Consider the following 19,980-nt stretch of genomic DNA (forward strand, 5'->3'; position numbering starts at 1 on the left):
GACCGGATCGTCAAGAACCACCGACGATTTGGGGAGACATGTTGTCATTCACTCGTATCGCGATACTTGCCGGCGCCACGGCGCTGTCGGTCGCGTCGTGCAGCTCATCCACCACCTCCAGCCCGACCACATCGCCGAGCACCGTGGTGGCGTTGCCGACGACGTCGGCCCCGGGCAAGGGCGACGCACAAGTTCGTGGCCTAATCGCGTCCGTGGCGGGCAACGCGGCGCAGGTGACGCAGCAAAGCGGAACGGCCACAGTCGACTTCACCGGGTCGACCAAGGTGACCGAGATGACGACGGCGGCCCTGACGGACGTCACTGCGGGCAGCTGTGTCACGGTGAGGACCAACGATGCCGGTCAGGCAGCGACCTGGGTGCGCGTCAGCCCGGCGGTCGACGGCAAATGCCCACAGGGCAAGCAACCCACGACTCCCGGCAAGCATGCGCCGATCCAGGGCAGCGTGGCTTCCGTTGCGGGACAAACTATTACGATCAACACCGCCGCCGCGCCCCAGACGGTGACAGTTACCGACCAGACGAAGTACACCAAAATGGCCCCGGCGACGTCACAGGCGATCGCGCAAGGCAAATGCATCACAGCCCGCGGCAGCGAGGACAACGGCACGTTGCAGGCGACGGTGATCAGCCTGCGCCCGGCCGCCAACGGCAAGTGCCCGGACGGCGTTGGGCCGCACGGGCACTAGGGGGTGCTCCGCGCCCGCCGGCTAGACCGTAAACCCGAGGGCGCGCAACTGCTCGCGGCCGTCCTCGGTGATCTTGTCCGGGCCCCACGGCGGGTTCCAGACCCAATTGATCTTGATTTCGTCGACCAGGCCCGCGCCAACCAGCGCCGACCGCGACTGGTCTTCGATGACGTCGGTCAGCGGGCAGGCCGCCGACGTCAGGGTCATATCGACCAGGGCGACGGTTCCCTCGTCACCCTTCTCCAGATTCAGACCGTAGACGAGGCCGAGGTCGACGACGTTGATCCCCAGTTCCGGGTCGACGACGTCGCGCATCGCCTCTTCCACGTCGGCGAGCAGTAGCTCGTCAGATGCAGCGGCGTCGCTCATTGTGCAACCTCCTCGAAGCCGGCGTGCGCCTGCGCAGGCGCTTGCTTTGCCGCGCTGGCCCGCGCCAGCGCATCCTTGAACGCCATCCAGCCCAGCAGTGCGCATTTGACCCGCGCCGGATACTTGGCCACCCCCGCGAACGCGATCCCGTCCCCCAGCACGTCCTCGTCGCCCTGCACGGTGCCGCGCGAGGAGACCATCTCAGTGAAGGCGTCGATGGTGTCGAGGGCCTGCGACACGCTCTGCCCGATCACCTGTTCGGTGAGCACCGATGTCGCCGCCTGGCTAATCGAACAGCCCTGCCCGTCGTAGGAGATGTCGGCGACTGTCTGGCCGTCCTCAGAGAGGCTGACACGCAGCGTGACCTCGTCACCACAGACCGGGTTGACGTGGAAGACCTCGGCACCGAACGGTTCCCGCAGCCCGCGGTGGTGCGGGTGCTTGTAGTGGTCCAGGATCACGTCCTGGTACATCTGCTCGAGACGCAACGTCAGCCTCTCCCAAAGAATTCGAGGGATCGTTTCACGCCGGCGATCAGGCGGTCGACTTCCTCCTCGGTGTTGTACAGGGCGAAGGATGCCCGGGCCGTGGCTGCCAGGCCGAACCGGCGGTGCAGTGGCAACGCACAGTGGTGGCCGACGCGCACGGCCACGCCCTCGTCGTCGAGCACTTGGCCGACGTCGTGCGCGTGCACGCCGTCGACGATGAACGAGACTGGCGAGCCGCGGTTCTCCATCGACGTGGGTCCGACGATGCGCACACCGTCGATGCCGGACAGGCCCTCGATGGTCTTGGCGACCAGCTCACGTTCGTGCGCCTCAACGGCTTCCATGCCGACAGCGCTCAAATAGCGCGCCGCAGCCGCCAGTCCGACCACCTGTGACGTCATCGGCGTTCCCGCTTCGAAGCGCTGCGGGGCGGGCGCATAGGTCGAGGTCTCCATGGTGACGGTCTCGATCATCGACCCGCCGGTGAGAAACGGCGGCATCGTGTTGAGCAACTCGCCGCGGGCGTAGAGGACCCCGATACCGTTGGGCCCCAACATCTTGTGCCCGGAGAAGGCGGCGAAGTCCACCCCGAGTGCGTGGAAGTCGACCGGCTGGTGCGGCACCGACTGGCAGGCGTCGAGCACCGTGAGGGCACCGACGGACCGGGCTCGCCCGACCAGCTCGCCGACCGGCGCCAGCGCGCCGGTGACGTTCGAATGATGGCTGAATGTCACGACTTTGACGTTCTCGTCGAGCTGCAACGAGTCGATGTCGATACGACCGTCTTCGGTCACCCCGAACCACTTGAGAGTGGCGCCGGTGCGCCGCGCCAGCTCCTGCCAGGGCACCAGATTGGCGTGGTGCTCGAGTTCGGTGGTGACGATCACGTCGCCGGGCCCGAGGGCGCTGTCGAACCGGCTGTCTCCCAACACATACGACACGAGGTTCAGCGACTCGGTGGCGTTCTTGGTGAACACCAATTCGTCGGGTTCGGCACCCACGAAGGCAGCGATGTCGGCGCGGCCCTGCTCGTAGGCGTCGGTGGCTTCTTCCATCAGCTGGTGCGCGCCCCGGTGCACGCCGCCGTTGGAGGTGACGAGGAACTCACGCTCGGCGTCGAGCACCTGCAGGGGTCGCTGCGACGTCGCTCCGGAATCCAGATACGCCAACTGATTTCCACCGCGCATGACGCGCTTGAGGATGGGGAAATCGGCGCGGATCGCCGTGAGGTCCAACATGCTTACGCGCCTGCGGTCGCCTGCGTGAAGCGCACGTAGCCGTTCTGCTCGAGTTCGTCGGCCAGCTCCGAGCCGCCCGATTCGGCGATGCGGCCGCCGACGAAGACGTGCACATACTCCGGCTTGATGTAGCGCAGGATGCGGGTGTAGTGCGTGATCAGCAGGATGCCGCCGTTCTCCGCCTCGGCATAACGATTGACGCCCTCGCTGACCACCCGCAGCGCATCGACGTCCAGGCCGGAGTCGGTCTCGTCGAGGATCGCGATCTTGGGCTTGAGCAACTCGAGTTGCAGGATCTCGTGCCGCTTCTTCTCACCGCCGGAGAAGCCCTCGTTGACGTTGCGCTCTGCGAACGCCGGGTCGATCTCCAGGGCGGACATCGCGGCCTTGACCTCTTTGACCCAGTGGCGCAGCTTGGGCGCCTCACCACGGATGGCGGTGGCGGCCGAGCGCAGGAAGTTCGACACCGAGACCCCGGGCACCTCGACCGGGTACTGCATGGCCAGGAACAGGCCGGCCCGCGCCCGCTCGTCGACGCTCATCGCCAGCACATCTTCGCCGTCCAGCGTGATCGAGCCTGAGGTGACGACGTATTTGGGGTGTCCGGCGATGGCGTAGGACAGCGTCGATTTGCCGGAACCGTTGGGCCCCATCAAGGCATGCTTCTCACCGGATTTCACGGTCAGGTCGACGCCCTTGAGGATCGGGATCTCGCGTTCGCCTTCGACGCCGCTCGGGTTTTCGACGCTGACGTGCAGGTCTCTGATTTCCAGGATTGTCATGCGGTTGTTGCCTTCTCCGTCATTTCCAGTTCGTGTTCGATGGCCGCGGTGAGGCGCTCCCGCACTTCGGGCACCGCGATCTTCGAGATGATCTCGCCGAAGAAACCGCGGATCACCAGCCGGCGGGCCTGCTCTTCAGGAATGCCGCGGGAGCGCAGGTAGAACAATTGTTCGTCGTCGAATCGCCCGGTGGCGCTGGCGTGTCCGGCGCCGGCGATTTCGCCGGTCTCGATTTCCAGGTTGGGCACCGAGTCGGCGCGCGCCCCGTCGGTGAGCACCAGGTTGCGATTCATCTCGAAAGTGTCGGTGCCGGTGGCCTCGGCGCGGATCAGCACGTCACCGATCCACACAGTGTGCGCGTCGGGCAGCTTCGACGACGGATCTCCTTGCAGCGCACCCTTATACAGCACATTGGATCGGCAGTCCGGCTGGGCGTGGTCCACCAGCAGCCGCGATTCGAGGTGCTGACCGTCGTCGGCGAAGTACAGGCCCAGTAGCTCGGCGTCCCCACCCGGTCCGGCGAACCGCACGTTGGCGGCCAACCGCACCACCTCACCGCCCAGGGTGACGGTGACGTGGCGCAGCACCGCATCTCTGCCGAGGCGGGCGTGGTGTGCGCTGACGTGCACCGTGTCGTCGGCCCAGTCAGCGATCCAGATGACGGTGAGCCGGGCGGCGTCACCGACGACGAATTCGACGTTGTCGGCGTACGTTCCGCTGCCCCGGTGGTCGATGACGACCACGGCCTCGCCGAGTTCTTCGACCCGGATCTGCAGGTGCCCGTAGGCGGTGGCGCCCTGGCCCGGTCCGGCAACGGTGATGTTGACCGGTTCGCTGACCTGGGTGTCGCGCCCGACGGTCACCAGCGTCGCGGCATTGAACGACGAAAAAGCCTGAGCCGCAACCCGGTCCGCGGGAACGCCGCCCTGACCGAGGCGCTCGTCGCCGCGGCGCACTGACTCGGTCTGCACACCGTCGTGTTCGCTGACGGTGATGGTCGCGGTTCCGGTGGCTACCGCGCTGCCGTCGTGCAGCCCGCGCAGGCGCTTCAGTGGGGTGAAGCGCCACAGTTCGTCGCGGCCGTGCGGGACTTCGAAGGCGTCAACGTCGAAAGACGCGAACAGTTCCCCTTTGTTGAGCGCGGCCGTCATCCGACCGCGCCCTCCATCTGCAACTCGATCAGCCGGTTGAGCTCCAGCGCGTACTCCATCGGCAGTTCTTTGGCGATCGGCTCGACGAACCCGCGCACCACCATCGCCATGGCCTCGTCCTCGGTCATGCCGCGGCTCATCAGGTAGAACAGCTGGTTCTCGCTGACCTTCGAGACGGTGGCCTCGTGGCCCATCGTGACGTCGTCCTCGCGGATGTCGACGTAGGGGTAGGTGTCGCTGCGGCTGATCGTATCGACCAGCAGCGCATCGCATTTCACGCTCGACTTGGAGCCGTGCGCGCCTTTGTTCACCTGAACCAGGCCGCGGTAGGAGGTGCGCCCGCCGCCGCGCGCCACCGACTTGGACACGATGTTGCTCGACGTGTTCGGGGCCAGGTGCAGCATCTTGGCGCCGGTGTCCTGGTGCTGGTCCTCACCGGCGAAAGCGATCGACAGCACCTCCCCCTTGGCGTGCTCGCCGGTCATCCAGACCGCCGGGTACTTCATGGTCACCTTGGATCCGATGTTGCCGTCGACCCACTCCATGGTGGCGCCGGCCTCGGCCCGGGCCCGCTTGGTAACCAGGTTGTAGACGTTGTTCGACCAGTTCTGGATCGTCGTGTAACGGCAACGGCCACCGGGCTTTACGATGATCTCCACCACCGCGGAGTGCAGTGAGTCCGACTTGTAGATCGGCGCGGTACAACCCTCGATGTAGTGCACGTAGGCGTTTTCGTCGACGATGATCAGCGTCCGCTCGAACTGGCCCATGTTCTCGGTGTTGATCCGGAAGTAGGCCTGCAGCGGGATGTCGACGTGCACGCCCGGCGGCACGTAGATGAAGCTGCCGCCCGACCACACGGCCGTGTTCAGCGCGGAGAACTTGTTGTCACCCGCCGGGATCACGGTGCCGAAGTACTTCTTGAAGATGTCGGGGTGTTCCCGTAATCCGGTGTCGGTGTCGAGGAAGATGACGCCCTGAGCCTCGAGGTCTTCCCGGATCTGGTGGTACACCACCTCCGACTCGTACTGGGCGGCCACACCGGCGACCAGGCGCTGCTTTTCTGCTTCGGGGATGCCCAGCCGGTCGTAGGTGTTTTTGATGTCCTCCGGCAGTTCATCCCAGCTGGCGGCCTGCTTCTCGGTCGAGCGCACGAAGTACTTGATGTTGTCGAAGTCGATGCCCTCGAGGTTGGAGCCCCAGTTCGGCATGGGCTTCTTGTCGAAGATGCCCAGCGCCTTGAGCCGGATGTTCAGCATCCACTCCGGCTCGTTCTTCTTGGCTGAGATGTCACGCACGACCGCCTCGGACAGCCCGCGTTGCGCGCTGGCGCCCGCGATGTCCGAGTCGGCCCAGCCGTAGCCGTATTTGCCCAGCGACTCGATGGTCTGCTCCTGGGTCAATGGCTCGACGGTCCGTGCAGCTTCGAGTGTCATGAGGACGCTCCCTTGGTGCTCGTTGCGGTTGGGCGCGGGCTGGGCGCCGGGGCTAGAGGTACGTGGGTGGTGCAGGCGCAGTCACCGTTGACGATCGTCGCCAACAACTGCACGTGGGAGCCGAGCACCTCGGACATGGCCTGCTGCTCGGCTTCGCACAACTCGGGGAATTCCTCGGCGACGTGCGACACCGGGCAGTGGTGCTGGCAGATTTGCACACCGTGGATGGGGCCGCCCACCCGGGTGGTGGTGGCGACATATCCGGCTTTGGTCAGCGCTTGGGCGATCCGGTCGGCGGTTTCTTCGACGGCATCCTCGTCGTGGCCGTCAGCCGCCTCGACCCCGGACAGAATCGCGTCGATGCGGCGCGCCGCGCGAACGTCTTCACCGCGTCCTCGCCGCCGATCTCACGCAATTGCCGCATTGCAGCGGAGGCGAGGTCGTCGTAGGCGTGGTCAAGCTTGGCGCGACCGGCCGCGGTCAATCGGTACCGTTTGGCGGGCCGTCCGCGCCCCACCTGCTGCCAGGACGCCGCCGCAACCGACTCCGCCTCTCCCGCCTCGATCAGCGCGTCGAGATGCCGGCGGACACCCGCGGGCGCCAGGCTTAGCCGGTCGCCGATTTCGGTGGCGGTGATGGAGCCTGATTCGAGCAGCAGGCGTACGATCGTGCGCCGGGTGTGACCGTCCGAACCGACAGCACCGGCTGCGGGCGCCGCAGCAGGCTGTGTGGATTGGATTTTCACAACACCAGTGTGTCGCAATTCCGGTAATCGGTCCAGCAAGGGTGCCCTTACGTGACGAGGGCAACAGCGCTGGTTTCCCGCTCCTCGACCGGCCGCATTTTGCGGCCGGCATCGTCGCCGGCCCGATCGATGGCCCCGCTCCTCAACCGGCCGCATTTTGCGGCCGGCATCGTCGCCGGGGCTAGTCTGCTCTGATGGCAGCCCGCCACCACACCCTGAGCTCGTCGATCGCCAGTCTGCACGGCGACGAGCAGACGGTGGGCAAGCCGCTCAACGCCGCCGAGTTCACCGCGATGAAGCGGACCCGGCTGTTCGGCGCCACCGGCACGGTGCTGATGGCGATCGGGGCCCTGGGCGACGGCGCCAGGCCGGTGGTCCAGGATCCGACCTTCGGCGTGCGTCTGCTGAATCTGCCGTCGCGCATCCAGACGGTGTCGCTGACCATGACCACCACCGGCGCGGTGATGATGGCGCTGGCCTGGCTGATGCTCGGGCGGTTCGCGTCCGGCAAGCGCCGGATGTCGCGCGGCGAACTGGACCGCACGCTGGTGTTGTGGATGCTGCCGCTGTTGATCGCACCACCGATGTACAGCAAGGACGTCTATTCCTATTTGGCCCAGAGCCAGATCTCACTGGAAGGACTCGACCCCTACCGGGTGGGGCCGGCGTCCGGACTGGGCCTGGGGCATGTGTTCACGCTGTCGGTGCCGAGCCTCTGGCGAGAGACGCCGGCGCCCTACGGCCCGCTGTTCCTGTGGATCGGGCGTGGCATCTCGGGTCTCACCGGGGAGAACATCGTCGCCGCCGTGCTGTGTCACCGACTGGTGGTGCTGTGCGGTGTCGCGTTGATCGTGTGGGCGACGCCCCGGCTGGCCCGCCGGTGCGGAGTCGCCGAGGTCAGCGCACTGTGGCTCGGCGCGGCCAATCCGCTGCTGTTCATGCACCTGGTCGCCGGTATCCACAATGAGGCGCTGATGCTGGGGCTGATGCTGACGGGTGCGGAGTTCGCGTTGCGCGGCCTGGACGGACAGCGGTCGGATCGCCTTATGCCTCAGTCGTGGCGGATCGGCCCGGACTGGCAACCCCTGGGGCTCCTGCTGGGCGGTTCGATCCTCATCGTGCTCTCGTCGCAGGTGAAGCTGCCGTCGCTGCTGGCGCTGGGATTCGTCACCATGGCACTGGCCTACCGGCTCGGCAGCACGGTGAAGTCCTTCTTGCTGTCGGGCACCGCAATGGCGGCGTTGACGCTGGCGGTGATGGGCCTGGTCGGCTGGGCCAGCGGGCTGGGCTTCGGCTGGATTTTCACCCTCGGCACCGCCAATGTGGTGCGCAGCTGGATGTCGCCGCCGACGCTGTTGGCACTCGGCACCGGACAGGTGGGCATTCTGCTCGGCCTAGGCGATCACACCACCGCCATCTTGTCGCTGACCCGTGCGATCGGCGTGCTGATCATCATGGTCATGGTCTGCTGGCTGCTGTTGGCGGTGTTCCGCGGTCGGCTGCACCCGATCGGCGGCCTGGGGGTTGCGCTGGGCCTCACGGTGCTGCTGTTCCCGGTCGTCCAGCCCTGGTACCTGCTGTGGGCCATCATCCCGCTCGCCGCCTGGGCCACCCGGACGAAATTCCGGGCAGCGGCGATCATCGTCACCCTCATCGTCGGCATCTTCGGCCCGACCGCCAATGGCGACCGCTTCGCGCTGTTCCAGATCGTCGACGCGACCTTGGCCAGTGCCTTCATCGTCGTCGTGCTCATCGCATTGACCTATCACCGGCTACCGTGGCAGCCCCTTCCGGAGGAAACCGTCGAACCGGAGCCCTCGGTGACACCCGTCACTGCGACGCCCACCCCTTCCCCCGCGGCGGCGCCGGACGCCTACGCTGACTCCACGTGAGCTCCATCCCCCACGACCGCGACATCGCGGTACGACTGCGCGGGGTTTGCAAGCAGTACGGATCCGTAAAGGCCGTTTCGAGCCTCGATCTCGAGGTGCATGCCGCCGAGGTGTTCGCGCTGCTGGGTCCCAACGGCGCCGGAAAGACGACCACCGTCGAGATGTGCGAGGGCTTCATTCGCCCCGACTCCGGCAGCATCGAGGTGCTCGGATTGGACCCGATCGCCGACAACGCGCGCCTGCGCCCCCGCATCGGGGTGATGTTGCAGGGCGGCGGCGGTTACCCGGCAGCCCGCGCCGGCGAAATGCTGAACCTGGTGGCGTCCTACGCGGCCGATCCGCTGGACCCGAAGTGGCTGCTGGAAACCCTCGGCCTCACCGAAGCCGCGCGTACGACGTACCGGCGCCTCTCCGGTGGCCAGCAGCAACGCCTCGCGTTGGCGTGTGCACTGGTCGGACGGCCCGAGCTGGTTTTCCTCGACGAACCCACCGCGGGCATGGACGCCCACGCCCGGCTGCTGGTGTGGGAGCTGATTGACGCGCTGCGCCGCGACGGCGTCACGGTGGTGCTGACCACCCACCAGCTCAAAGAGGCCGAGGAACTGGCCGATCGGCTGGTGATCATCGACAACGGAACGACAGTCGCCGCGGGGACGCCGGCGGAGCTGATGCGCAGCGGCGCCAAGGACCAGCTGCGGTTCAGCGCACCGCCGCGCCTTGACCTTTCGTTGCTGACCGCTGCGTTGCCCGAGGGATACCGGGCTAGCGAGGTGTCACCCGGCGAGTACCTCGTCGAAGGCGCGGTCGGCCCGCAGGTGCTGGCGACGGTGACGGCATGGTGCGCCCGAATCGACGTCCTGGCCACCGACCTGCGCGTCGAACAGCGCAGCCTGGAGGACGTCTTCCTCGATCTGACCGGCAGGAGTCTGCGATCGTGAGCGACGTCTTCCCGCCCGGCACCTTCACCCCGGACCCGCGTCCCAGTGCCGTACCCCGCATGCTGGCCGCGCAGTTCAGCCTGGAGGCCAAGCTGCTGCTACGCAACGGCGAGCAGTTGCTCTTGACGATGTTCATCCCGATCACGCTGCTGATCGGACTCACCCTGCTGCCCTTCGGATCATTCGGCGAGCATCGCGCCGCGGTGTTCACGCCGGCGATCATGGCGCTCGCGGTGATCTCTACCGCCTTCACCGGCCAGGCGATCGCCGTCGCGTTCGACCGGCGCTACGGCGCATTGAAGCGGCTCGGGGCGACTCCGCTGCCAGTGTGGGGAATCATCGCCGGCAAGGCTCTGGCGGTGGTGTTCACCGTCTTCCTGCAGTCAATTGTCCTGGGCGCCATCGGTTTTGCTTTGGGCTGGCGACCGCCGCTGGCGGCGCTGGCACTCGGTGGCGCAGTGATCGCGCTGGGCACTGCCGGGTTCGCGGCACTGGGCCTGCTGCTCGGTGGCACCCTGCGCGCCGAGATCGTGCTCGCGCTGGCCAACCTGTTGTGGTTCGCCTTCGCCGGGTTCGGCGCGCTGACCCTGGAGACGGGCATGATCCCGTCCGGAGTGAAATGGGCCGCGCGGCTGACACCGTCGGGCGCGCTGACCGAGTCGCTGTCGCAGGCCATGAACCTGTCGGTGGACTGGTTCGGGCTGGCGGTGCTCGCAGTGTGGGGCGGTGCGGGCGCGCTGGCCGCACGACGCTTTTTCCGCTTCACCTGACCTCCCGGCCGCGACACTGCCACCAGGGACACGACACGCGGTCGCGGTTGTGCGTGGCTTCAATTTCGCTGGAACCGGCGCACCGTCTGGCTCATCCAAGCCCGTATGGATCGAATGTGGATTGGCAGCGAGGCGTTGCGGCAGGGAAAAGTCAGCCGGTACCAACTACGAACGCAGTACCGGGCGATCTACCCCGACATCTACGTGGCACGCGACACGCAACTTTCGTTACGCGTTCGCTCGGCTGCGGCATGGTTATGGACCGGTCGCCGCGGGACCCTGGCCGGGTTGACCGCTGCGGCGTTGCACGGCTCGGACTGGATCGACGAGGACGAAGCCGTCGAATTGTTGTGGCGCAATCCTCGGCCGCCCACCGGAATAATCACCCGCAATGACCGGGTGGGCATTGACGAAGTCACCCGGATTGCGGGTTTGCCCGTGACCACATCTGCCCGCACGGCGTTCGACCTGGGGCGGCAACTGACCGCCGCCGATGCGATCGCCCGTCTCGACGCATTGATGCGCGCAACACCGTTCTCCACAGCAACGACGTTGATGCTGAGCACGCGATACGCCGGAGCCCGCGGCGTGCGACAGCTCAGAACGCTGCTTCCCAAGATCGACCCGGGTGCCGCATCACCGAAGGAGACATGGCTCCGGATGCTGCTGGTCGACGCTGGACTGCCCACACCGGAGACCCAGATTCCTGTCGTCGTCAATTACCGGACAGTGGCCCTGCTCGACATGGGATGGGAGCGATTCAAAGTCGCCGTCGAATACGACGGCGACCAGCACCGCACCGACCGGCGCCAATACGTGCGTGACGTGCGCAGATTGAAGGAGCTTGGCGACCTCGGCTGGATCGTCATCCGGGTGATCGCCGAGGATCGACCCGACCAGATTGTGCGGCAGGTAGCCGCGGCACTGCAGGCCCGCGGCTACCGCAACACTGAAGGCCCGCGGCTGCCGCGACACTGACGCCACGTACACGACGCGCCGTCACGGGAGTGCGTAGCGTCAATCTCGCCGCAGATAGCGCGAGAGCCCGCCACTATGAGCGCGAGGCCCAGTTCTACTACGTGACGTAGTGGTCGTTACGATCGGGCGGTGGCCGTCGGACGATCGCTGATGCGGTTGGTGGACCTGCTCCCCAACCCCAGCCTGCGTGTCCAGCGCATTATCGCGGCACTCGTCATCCTCACCCAGGGCGGCATCGCGGTCACCGGGGCGATCGTGCGGGTCACCGCCTCGGGGCTGGGCTGCCCTACCTGGCCGCAGTGTTTCCCCGGCAGCTTCACCCCGGTCGCGGTATCCGAGGTACCGCGCATCCATCAGGCCGTCGAGTTCGGCAATCGCATGATCACCTTCGCGGTCGTCATCACCGCAGCGCTGGCCGTATTGGCGGTCACCCGGGCCTGCCGGCGCAAAGAGGTGCTGTTCTACGCCTGGCTGATGCCCGCCTCGACCGTCGTACAGGCCGTGATCGGCGGCATCACCGTGCGCACCGGGCTGCTGTGGTGGACGGTGGCGATCCACCTGTTGGCGTCGATGACGATGGTGTGGTTGTCCGTATTGCTGTTCGTCAAGGTCGGTGAGCCCGACGACGGCGAGGTACACCAGCGGGTCGCCAGGCCGTTGCGGTTGCTGACGGCGCTGACCGCGATGAACCTGTCGGTGGTGCTGGTCACCGGCACTCTGGTAACCGCGGCCGGACCGCACGCGGGCGACAAGAGCCCGAGCCGGACGGTCCCGCGGCTCAAAATCGAGATCAACACCCTCGTGCACGCACACTCGTCGCTGCTGGTCTCGTATCTGTCGCTGCTGATCGGCCTGGGCTTCGGGTTGTGGGCAATACAGGCCGACCGCGTGGTGCTGAAGCGGCTCGGCGTACTGGTAGCACTCGTTGTCGCGCAGGCCGGGGTGGGCACCGCGCAGTACTACACGGGGGTGCCCGCCGTGCTGGTGGCGCTCCACGTGGCCGGGGCCGCCGCCTGTACCGCTGCCACCGCGGCGCTATGGGCGTCGATGCGAGAAAGGGCCCAGCCCGAGACGCTCCAGGGCTGACTCGACCCCCAGAGCGAACTCGCGCTGGGCGAGGCCCCGCGTTTCGGCGTCCAGTCGCAGCCACCCGAGCGACGGGTCAATCAGCTGCAACTCCAGCAGTCGCTGCCCGGCCAGGTGGGCCCGCGCATACAGCACCTCCCCCGGTGCGGCTGCCACCGCGGCTGCTCCCACATCCCACAGTTCGAAGTCCGCCTCCCCCTGATGAAGGCCGCCGTCCTGCGCGGTGAACGCGTGTGAGGGCTTCCCCCCGACGAAGATGAGCACCGTTTCCGGCTCGCCGCCGGCTACTTGCACGAACACACTCCCGTCGCACCCGTTGATGTACGCCTCGGCGTCCAACCGGTCGGTGAAGCGCATCAGCCCGGCGCCGGCCGCGGCACCGACGTAAACGGGGCCGTCAGACGGTAGCCGGACGGGTTGGCCGGGCTGGTGGACCTGATGCGGCACGGTCGGTACCGCCTGCAGCGCAAGCTCGTCCAGATAGCTGAGCTGGGCGTTCCAAGCGACGACGGACGGCGGGTTCAGCAGGTGCTGCACGCTGGTGGTCCAGGCGAGGAATTCGTCGAGCCGGGGGGCGTAGTCGCCGGCGTCCCGCAGGATCACCAGGTGTGCGTCAGTGACCTGCGGGTCGTCCCAGGCAAGCCACCGCGCGTGCAGGCCGCGGGTGCGCAACGCGGCCACCAATCCGGCGTCGTCTCCGGCGGCACGCTGCGCACCGCCGGCAAGCACGATGCGCGGATGGAAGGTGTCCGGTCGGGCTAGCTTCATGCCCGGGCATGATATCGGCATGCATGCGATCGAAGTCAGCGAAGCCGGCGGCCCTGAAGTCCTGAACTACCACGACATCTCCGACCCTCAACCGGGTCCGGGCGAGCTGCTGATCCGCTCCGAAGCGATCGGCGTCAACTTCATCGACACCTACTTCCGCTCCGGGCAGTACCCACGCCCGCTCCCGTTCGTCCTGGGTTCGGAGGTGTGCGGCACGGTGGTGGCGGTAGGCCCGGACACCGCAGGTGACATCGGCGTCGGGGACCGGGTGGTGAGCGCCTCGGCCAACGGTTCCTACGCCGAATCATGCACTGCGCCAGCATTTTTAACAGCCAAAGTGCCCGACGGCATCAGCTCGGAAGTGGCCGCGTCGGCCCTGCTGAAGGGTCTGACGGCGCAGTACCTGGTGAAGTCGGTGTATCCGGTGCAGCGCGGTGACGCCGTGCTGGTGCACGCCGGCGCCGGAGGCGTCGGGCTGATTCTGACGCAGTGGGCGACTCACCTGGGGGCACGGGTCATCACCACGGTGTCGACGCCCGAGAAGGAGCGGCTGTCCCGGGAGGCGGGCGCCGCCGAGGTGCTGGCCTACCCCACCGACGCTTACCAGTTCGGCCAGCAGATTCGCGGTCTCACCAACGGCGCCGGGGTGGCCGCGGTCTACGACGGCGTGGGTGCCAGTACCTTCGACGCCAGCCTGGCCAGCCTGGCCGTCCGCGGGACGCTGGCCCTGTTCGGCGCGGCGAGCGGGCCCGTTCCGCCGTTCGATCCGCAGCAACTGAACTACGCCGGATCGGTGTACCTCACCCGGCCCTCGCTGGCCCACTTCATCCGTACCGGCGAGGAGTTCAGCGGGCGGGCCACCGAGCTATTCGACGCGATCGGCAGCGGGGCCGTTCGGGTCGAGATCGGCGGGACTTATCCCCTGGCCGAAGCCGCGCGTGCCCACACCGACCTGGAGGGCCGCAAGACCACCGGCTCGATCGTGTTGCTGCCTTAACTGCCTATTGAGACGTGCGGCGCACGTATGCGCGAACGGCCATCGGCGCTAACACTGCGGTGAAAGTGATGGAGTAGATCAGCGTGAACAGCGCCGGGTGGTGCATCGGTAATTGTGCGCTCGGCGGCGCAGGCGGAGCATGCGTCGTGAGTTCACGCAAGGCCTGAGAAGCAGCGGATAGCGGGTTCCACTCGGCGATGACGCGCAGCGCGTGCGGCATCGGCTGTGTTGGCGCGAAGGCATTCGACAGTGCGATGACTGGCAGTGTGATTAGGAACGTTATCGTGCCTATTCCCTCGACTGTCTTCATCAACAGTCCGACGGCCATTCCGAGCCACATAAAGCCCAGACCGAACGTCAGCACCAACCCTAGGGCCAGCGCGACATCGGCAACGCTGCAGTTGAACCGCCAACCGACAAGGAATCCGACCAGACCGATGACAACATACCCGATCATTGAATAGAGCAATGCAATCAGGCCGCGTGCGATGAGTGGCGAATAATTGGAAATTGGAAGCGATCGAAATCTTATGAAGATGCAATTTTCGAGATCAAAGGAAATTGCGGTACCCACAATTACTATTGTGGTGACAATGGCTTGGGCCTGAATTCCAGGCAACAGAAATTCGCGGTACCGCGGCACCACATCCGCGCTGATCGATCGGCCCACGACAAAAGTGAAGAACAGCACGAAGGCAACCGGCTGCAGCAGCAATTGCAGGAGTGTCGCGGGCTTCCGCCTGACGCTGATCAGGTGTCGCTTCAACATAACCGATATCTGCCGCGCGATACCAGAGCCGTGCCCATTGGAGTAGTGCACAGATTGGGGATGAGTTGTGGATGCATCCCGCACAATAGTCATGCTGTCTTACCTTCCCAGGAGCCGGTGCAACGTCGGGTCAGCGCGATGAACACTTCATCAAGAGTCGGCCGCGAAAGGCGGATGTCTTCAATCCGAATCCCGCTGTGATGCAATGCTTTAGCAATTTCAGAAAGGTCCGCCAAACCGTCAGAGGTCACCATCAGCCGCCGGGCGTTTGCGTCGATAAGGACCTCCGCAGCACTCCTCCGCAACACCGCCTCGACCGGTGCGAGATCACTCGCATGAGAAACGGTTACAACCACATTCGCTTCCCCGGCTTGTTGCTTGAGCTCGAACGGTGAGCCCTGCGCGATGACCCTGCCATTGTCTATAACGACGATATTGTCGGCGAGCCGATCGGCTTCCTCGAGGTACTGGGTAGTTACGACCAAGGTCAGTCCATCATCGACGAGACTGCGCAGCAGCTTCCACAACTCGACGCGACTGTGCGGATCCAGCCCGGCGGATGGCTCATCGAGGAACAGCACCTGCGGCCGCGCAAACAGGCTCACGGCGATATCGAATCGACGGCGCATCCCCCCGGAGTAGGAATCAACACGCCTATCGGCAATTTCAGCGACGGAGAATTGTTCCAAAAGCTGATTACTTAAGCGCGTCAACTCTTTTCGCCGAAATCCGTACAAGCTGCCAATCATGTCGATGTTCTCGCGGCCCGTTAGTAGCCCATCGAGAGTTGCTTCCTGGCAGACCAATCCGATTTTTCTGCGGACCATGTCGGGAGCCATGCACACATCGTGGCCAGCGACGCGTGCGGTACCACTCGTCGGGCGCGTCAACGTGGTCAGCAACTTCATTGTCGTGGTCTTGCCGGCACCGTTGGGTCCGAGCAGGCCCAGAACACCACCTTGCGGCACAGTGAAGCTGACGCCGTCGACAGCTGTGACGTGACCGTACTTCTTACCGAGGTCGATCACTTCCACTGCCGGATCGGACCGCAACATAACCTTCTCCTTTGCAGCGTTCTGGATCAGCAGCGCCGTCACTGTTTCGCACTATTCTTTGGTCCTACTAATTTACTCGAATAATCAGATAACTGGATGCACAAGAATCAAGGTAGAAAAGTGTGTCTGTCTGTAGACGAAAATATATATTCTGCGACGTTTACGTTTCAAAATATCGGGTCATCCGCTCACCACGAACAACTGGTACTACGCCGGTGCCAGCACATGGACGCCGAGTCGCCAGGCGTATCGCCGAAAGCCGGGGAAATCAGCGCTGCCAACGAAAACCACACGGGCGGGCAGACATTACCCCGGATGTATTTGCTCGAAGCTGCAGAGAAAGTCGCATAAACTTCCGAATCATGCCGGAGAGGTGATGAGGTTGTCGGTGGCGGGTTGCGACGGTGCGGAACTGGGTGCAGGTCTCGGCCAGGCTTGCGGGGCGGGGCGGGGGCGTACGCGTTGTGGCCACCAGAACCAACGTCCGAGCAGTACGGCGATCGAGGGTGTGATCAGTGCGCGCACGATCAGGGTGTCAAAGAGCAGGCCCATGCCGATCGTGGTGCCGATCTGGGCGATGGTGGTCAGTTCACTGACGGCCATCGAGATCATGGTGAAGGCGAACACCAGGCCGGCGGAGGTGACCACCGATCCGGTAGCGCCCAGGGTGCGGATGATCGCCGTGCCGATCCCGGCGTGAATTTCTTCTTTCAGCCGCGAGACCAGCAACAAGTTGTAGTCCGCTCCGACCGCCAATAACACGATCACCGATATCGACAGAACCAGCCAGTTCAGCTCGATGCCCAACAGGTGTTGCCACAGCAGCACCGACAACCCCAACGAGGCACCCAGTGAAGCCGCCACGGTGCCCACGATCACCAAAGCCGCGATCGCGCTGCGGGTGATGACGAGCATGATGATGAAAATCAAGCTCAACGCTGCGATGGCGGCGATCAACAAGTCATAGTCATTGCCGTCGTTGATGTCCTTGACGGCGGCGGCGGTGCCGGCGAGATAGACCTTGGCGCCTTCCAACGGAGTGCCCTTGATCGCCTCCGCAGCCGCCCGCTTGATCGCTTGCGTACTGGCCATCCCCTCCGGGCTCACCGGATCGCTTTGATGGGAAATGATGAACCGCACCGACTTGCCGTCCGGAGAAATAAAATTCTTCATAACGCGCTGGAAGTTCTCATTTTTGAATACTTCTGGAGGCAGGTAGAACGAGTCGTCGTTCATCGAGGCATCGAATGCCTTCCCCATGGCATTGGTGCTGTCCATGGTGGCCGCCATCTGATCCAGCATCCCTTTCTGCGAGGCATACATCGTCAGCGTAAGCGCTTTCATGTCCCGCACGGCCTGGGTCATCTGGGGCATCAGGGCCACCATTTGGGGCATCAGCACATCCAGGCGATCCATCTCCGGAATGATCTGCTGCAGATCTCCGGTCATCACGTCCACTCCATCAATGGCGTCAAAGATCGACCGCAGCGACCAGCACACCGGAATGTCGGCGCAGTGTTTCTCCCAATAAAAATAGCTGCGGATCGGCCGGAACGTATCCTCGAAATTCGCCACCGCGTCACGCAGTTCTTCGACGTCAGCCAGCATTGCATGAGTTTTCAGCACCAACCGGTGCGTGGCCGCGGCCATCTCAGCAGCGAGGTGGGTCATCTGCTCCATCGTGTCGATACTGGTTTGCATCTCGTCGGCCTGCGTCAACAGATCAGCCATCCGCTGCTGCTGATAAGGCTGATCAAGCTGCATCATGGAGCCTTGCATCCCGATCATGAACGGAATCGAGGTGTGCTTGATCGGTTTACCGTCCGGGCGGGTGATCACCTGAACCCGGGAAATCCCCTCCACCCGAAACAACGCCTTGGCGATCTTGTCGATCACCAACAAATCCGCGGAGTTCCGCAGATCATGACCCGACTCCACCAACAACACATCCGGATTCATCCGCGCCGCACCGAAACCCCGCTCCGCCGCCGCATACCCGACGTTGGCGGGTGCGCTTTTCGGCAGATAATTTCGGTCATTGAAATTCGCCCGATAACCCGGCAACGCCAACAACCCCACCAACGACAACGCACCAGCCCCGATCAGGATCGGACCCGGCCACCGCGCAATCGCCGCACCCAGCTTGCGCCACCGACGCACCCGCAACTGCCGCCGCGGCTCCAACACCGCGCCAAACCGGCCAGCCACCACAACCACCGCCGGCCCCAACGTCAACGCCGCCAAGACCCCCACCGTCATCCCCACCGCCAAGGGAACACCCAACGTCTGCAAATACGGCAAACGAGTAAAACTCAAACACAACATCGCCCCCGCGATCGTCAACCCCGACCCCAACACCACATGCGCAGTCCCACCAAACATCGTGAAATACGCTGACTCCCGATCCTGACCCGCCCCCCGCGCCTCCTGATACCGCCCCACCAAAAAAATCGCATAATCAGTACCCGCCGCAATCACCAACGTCACCAACACACTGGTGGCAAACGCCGAAAGCCCGATCAGCTCTTGGTAACCGAGCAAAGCGACCACACCCCGGGCCGCCATCATCTGCAGCACCACCATCACCAACACCACCACCACCGTGGTGACCGAACGGTAAACCAACAACAGCATCACCACGATCACCGCAAGGGTCGCCAGCTCGACGGTTTCCAGACTCCGCTTTGCGGCGATCTGCTGATCCACCATCAACGCCGCGGGCCCGGTGACATACGTTTTGACGCCCTTTGGAGCCGCCGTGCTATCGACGATCCGTTGAATGGCCTTAACCGCGCTCAGAGACCGCGCCTGCCCTTGCAGGCCAACGAGATTGACTGCGACATAAGAGAATTTCCCGTCGGCACTCTCTGCGCCTGACTCGGTGATCGGATCGCTCCAATAGTCCCGCACGTTTATCACGTGCTCTTGGTCAGCCCTGAGCTTCGTGACGAGCTGGTCATAGTAGGCGTGAGCATCGTCGCCGAGCGGTTCCTTGCCTTCAAGTACGAGCATTATCGTGCTGTCCGCACCATGCTCGGCGAACAGCTGGTTGATGCGTTTTGCGCCAATTACGGAGGGAGCGTGAACGGCAGAAGTCGACACCGCACGCATTTCCGCGACCACCTCAAGTGGGGGTACGAAGAGGATGAGGACCGCAACGAGAGCTATCCACCCTACGATGATGGGGATCGCGAGCCGGCGAATCATACTCGCGACCAAGAACCGCCTCGAGTGAGGTCCCGCCAGCTTTTTCTGGCCTACTGTCTCCGTCGATGCGGACGTCATCCCACTTTCACCAAACAAGAGGTCCCCGCATCAGGTCCTGACGCGGTTCGCCCCCGCCGGCCGTGCAATGTATAGCGGTATCCACAGAGGTGACTTCGCCTGGGAACCACTCGGGACTCAATATTCGAAGTGGCAGCTGAATTTTGCGAGCAAACATCCAGACATCATCTCCTGAAATATTTTGACAAGGCTAGTGTGGTTGGCGAGCTCGTGGCCATGAGAATAGTAGCCAGCAAAACCCACGCGCAGAGGTGACCGTTAGCTAACCGAGTGATCAGTTGAGGGCTAATCTTTCCTTCAGGCTCTTGGGCCGTATATCCGTCCAGTTCTGGTCCACGTATTCGACGCAGTCAGCGCGACTGGCTTCACCATAAATTACACGCCAGCCGGCTGGAACTTCAGCGAAAGTTGGCCACAAGCTATGCTGCTCCTCGTCGTTAATCAGGACGAAGAACAAGCCGTCCTCATTGTCGAAAGGATTATCGCTCATTTTCTCTCTACTTTCTCCCAATAATCTCAGCGCTGA

18 protein-coding genes and 1 pseudogene are annotated in these 19,980 nt (G+C 64.4%); 7 read left to right on the top strand and 12 right to left on the bottom strand.

Annotated features, from left to right (window positions below; genetic code table 11):
- Positions 1–41: 41 nt before the first annotated feature.
- Positions 42–707: a DUF5666 domain-containing protein gene (locus QXH22_RS01265; RefSeq protein WP_306274767.1), complete on the top strand. Its 666-nt coding sequence runs from the start codon at positions 42–44 to the stop codon at positions 705–707.
- Between the two features lie 21 nt (positions 708–728).
- Here QXH22_RS01265 and QXH22_RS01270 read toward each other — a convergent pair whose 3' ends face one another.
- From QXH22_RS01270 to QXH22_RS01300, 7 genes and pseudogenes are all read right to left on the bottom strand, one after another.
- A complete protein-coding gene (locus tag QXH22_RS01270; RefSeq protein WP_306240964.1) occupies positions 729–1,076 on the bottom strand; it encodes a metal-sulfur cluster assembly factor in 348 nt (115 codons plus the stop codon).
- On the bottom strand, positions 1,073–1,570 hold the full coding sequence (sufU, locus tag QXH22_RS01275) for a Fe-S cluster assembly sulfur transfer protein SufU (protein WP_306244245.1): 498 nt from the start codon (positions 1,568–1,570) through the stop codon (positions 1,073–1,075). Before sufU ends, QXH22_RS01270 begins: the two co-directional genes overlap by 4 nt.
- Positions 1,567–2,802: a cysteine desulfurase gene (locus QXH22_RS01280; protein ID WP_306240965.1), complete on the bottom strand. Its 1,236-nt coding sequence runs from the start codon at positions 2,800–2,802 to the stop codon at positions 1,567–1,569. Before QXH22_RS01280 ends, sufU begins: the two co-directional genes overlap by 4 nt.
- Positions 2,803–2,804: 2 nt before the next feature.
- The gene (gene sufC, locus QXH22_RS01285) at positions 2,805–3,584 is read right to left on the bottom strand and encodes a Fe-S cluster assembly ATPase SufC (RefSeq protein ID WP_306274768.1); all 780 of its coding nucleotides are present in this window, start codon (positions 3,582–3,584) and stop codon (positions 2,805–2,807) included.
- Positions 3,581–4,735 (bottom strand): Fe-S cluster assembly protein SufD, encoded by a 1,155-nt coding sequence (gene sufD / locus QXH22_RS01290; protein WP_306274769.1) that lies wholly within the window; start codon positions 4,733–4,735, stop codon positions 3,581–3,583. Before sufD ends, sufC begins: the two co-directional genes overlap by 4 nt.
- Complete coding sequence (gene sufB, locus QXH22_RS01295) at positions 4,732–6,171, bottom strand: Fe-S cluster assembly protein SufB (protein WP_306240968.1); 1,440 nt, start codon at positions 6,169–6,171, stop codon at positions 4,732–4,734. The genes sufD and sufB overlap by 4 nt, the downstream gene beginning before the upstream one ends.
- Positions 6,168–6,952, bottom strand: a pseudogene (locus QXH22_RS01300) (helix-turn-helix transcriptional regulator). Before QXH22_RS01300 ends, sufB begins: the two are co-directional and overlap by 4 nt.
- Before the next feature lie 158 nt (positions 6,953–7,110).
- Here QXH22_RS01300 and mptB point away from each other — a divergent pair.
- The 5 genes from mptB to QXH22_RS01325 all read left to right on the top strand — a co-directional run bounded on the left by mptB (position 7,111) and on the right by QXH22_RS01325 (position 12,580).
- Positions 7,111–8,808, top strand: a complete 1,698-nt coding sequence (gene mptB / locus QXH22_RS01305; protein ID WP_306240970.1) for a polyprenol phosphomannose-dependent alpha 1,6 mannosyltransferase MptB — start codon at positions 7,111–7,113, stop codon at positions 8,806–8,808.
- Positions 8,805–9,746, top strand: a complete 942-nt coding sequence (locus QXH22_RS01310) for an ABC transporter ATP-binding protein (RefSeq protein WP_306240971.1) — start codon at positions 8,805–8,807, stop codon at positions 9,744–9,746. Before mptB ends, QXH22_RS01310 begins: the two co-directional genes overlap by 4 nt.
- 59 nt (positions 9,747–9,805) lie before the next feature.
- Positions 9,806–10,516, top strand: a complete 711-nt coding sequence (locus tag QXH22_RS01315; RefSeq protein WP_306275928.1) for an ABC transporter permease — start codon at positions 9,806–9,808, stop codon at positions 10,514–10,516.
- Between the two features lie 105 nt (positions 10,517–10,621).
- On the top strand, positions 10,622–11,494 hold the full coding sequence (locus QXH22_RS01320) for an endonuclease domain-containing protein (protein ID WP_306274770.1): 873 nt from the start codon (positions 10,622–10,624) through the stop codon (positions 11,492–11,494).
- A 150-nt stretch (positions 11,495–11,644) separates the two neighbouring features.
- Entirely contained in the window at positions 11,645–12,580 is a 936-nt protein-coding gene (locus QXH22_RS01325; RefSeq protein ID WP_306275929.1) for a heme A synthase, read from the top strand.
- On the opposite strand, the gene QXH22_RS01330 is transcribed toward QXH22_RS01325, so the two are convergent.
- Positions 12,530–13,348, bottom strand: a complete 819-nt coding sequence (locus tag QXH22_RS01330; protein WP_306274771.1) for a hypothetical protein — start codon at positions 13,346–13,348, stop codon at positions 12,530–12,532. The genes QXH22_RS01325 and QXH22_RS01330 overlap by 51 nt on opposite strands.
- Positions 13,349–13,367: 19 nt before the next feature.
- On the opposite strand from QXH22_RS01330, the gene QXH22_RS01335 reads away from it, so the two are divergent.
- The gene (locus QXH22_RS01335; protein ID WP_306275930.1) at positions 13,368–14,345 is read left to right on the top strand and encodes a quinone oxidoreductase; all 978 of its coding nucleotides are present in this window, start codon (positions 13,368–13,370) and stop codon (positions 14,343–14,345) included.
- A gap of 4 nt (positions 14,346–14,349) precedes the next feature.
- Here the strand turns inward: QXH22_RS01335 and QXH22_RS01340 are convergent, their stop codons facing one another.
- The 4 genes from QXH22_RS01340 to QXH22_RS01355 form a co-directional block, all read right to left on the bottom strand.
- Entirely contained in the window at positions 14,350–15,207 is an 858-nt protein-coding gene (locus tag QXH22_RS01340; protein WP_306274772.1) for an ABC transporter permease, read from the bottom strand.
- Positions 15,204–16,169: an ATP-binding cassette domain-containing protein gene (locus tag QXH22_RS01345; protein WP_306275931.1), complete on the bottom strand. Its 966-nt coding sequence runs from the start codon at positions 16,167–16,169 to the stop codon at positions 15,204–15,206. Before QXH22_RS01345 ends, QXH22_RS01340 begins: the two co-directional genes overlap by 4 nt.
- A 360-nt stretch (positions 16,170–16,529) precedes the next feature.
- Entirely contained in the window at positions 16,530–19,454 is a 2,925-nt protein-coding gene (locus QXH22_RS01350; protein ID WP_306274773.1) for an RND family transporter, read from the bottom strand.
- A 274-nt stretch (positions 19,455–19,728) separates the two neighbouring features.
- Positions 19,729–19,944 carry an MbtH family protein gene (locus QXH22_RS01355; protein ID WP_306274774.1) on the bottom strand — a complete coding sequence of 72 codons (216 nt, stop codon included), beginning with the start codon at positions 19,942–19,944 and terminating at the stop codon, positions 19,729–19,731.
- Positions 19,945–19,980 lie beyond the last annotated feature (36 nt).

The sequence above is a fragment of the Mycobacterium sp. TY814 genome, from assembly GCF_030755175.1.
Taxonomy (GTDB): domain Bacteria; phylum Actinomycetota; class Actinomycetes; order Mycobacteriales; family Mycobacteriaceae; genus Mycobacterium.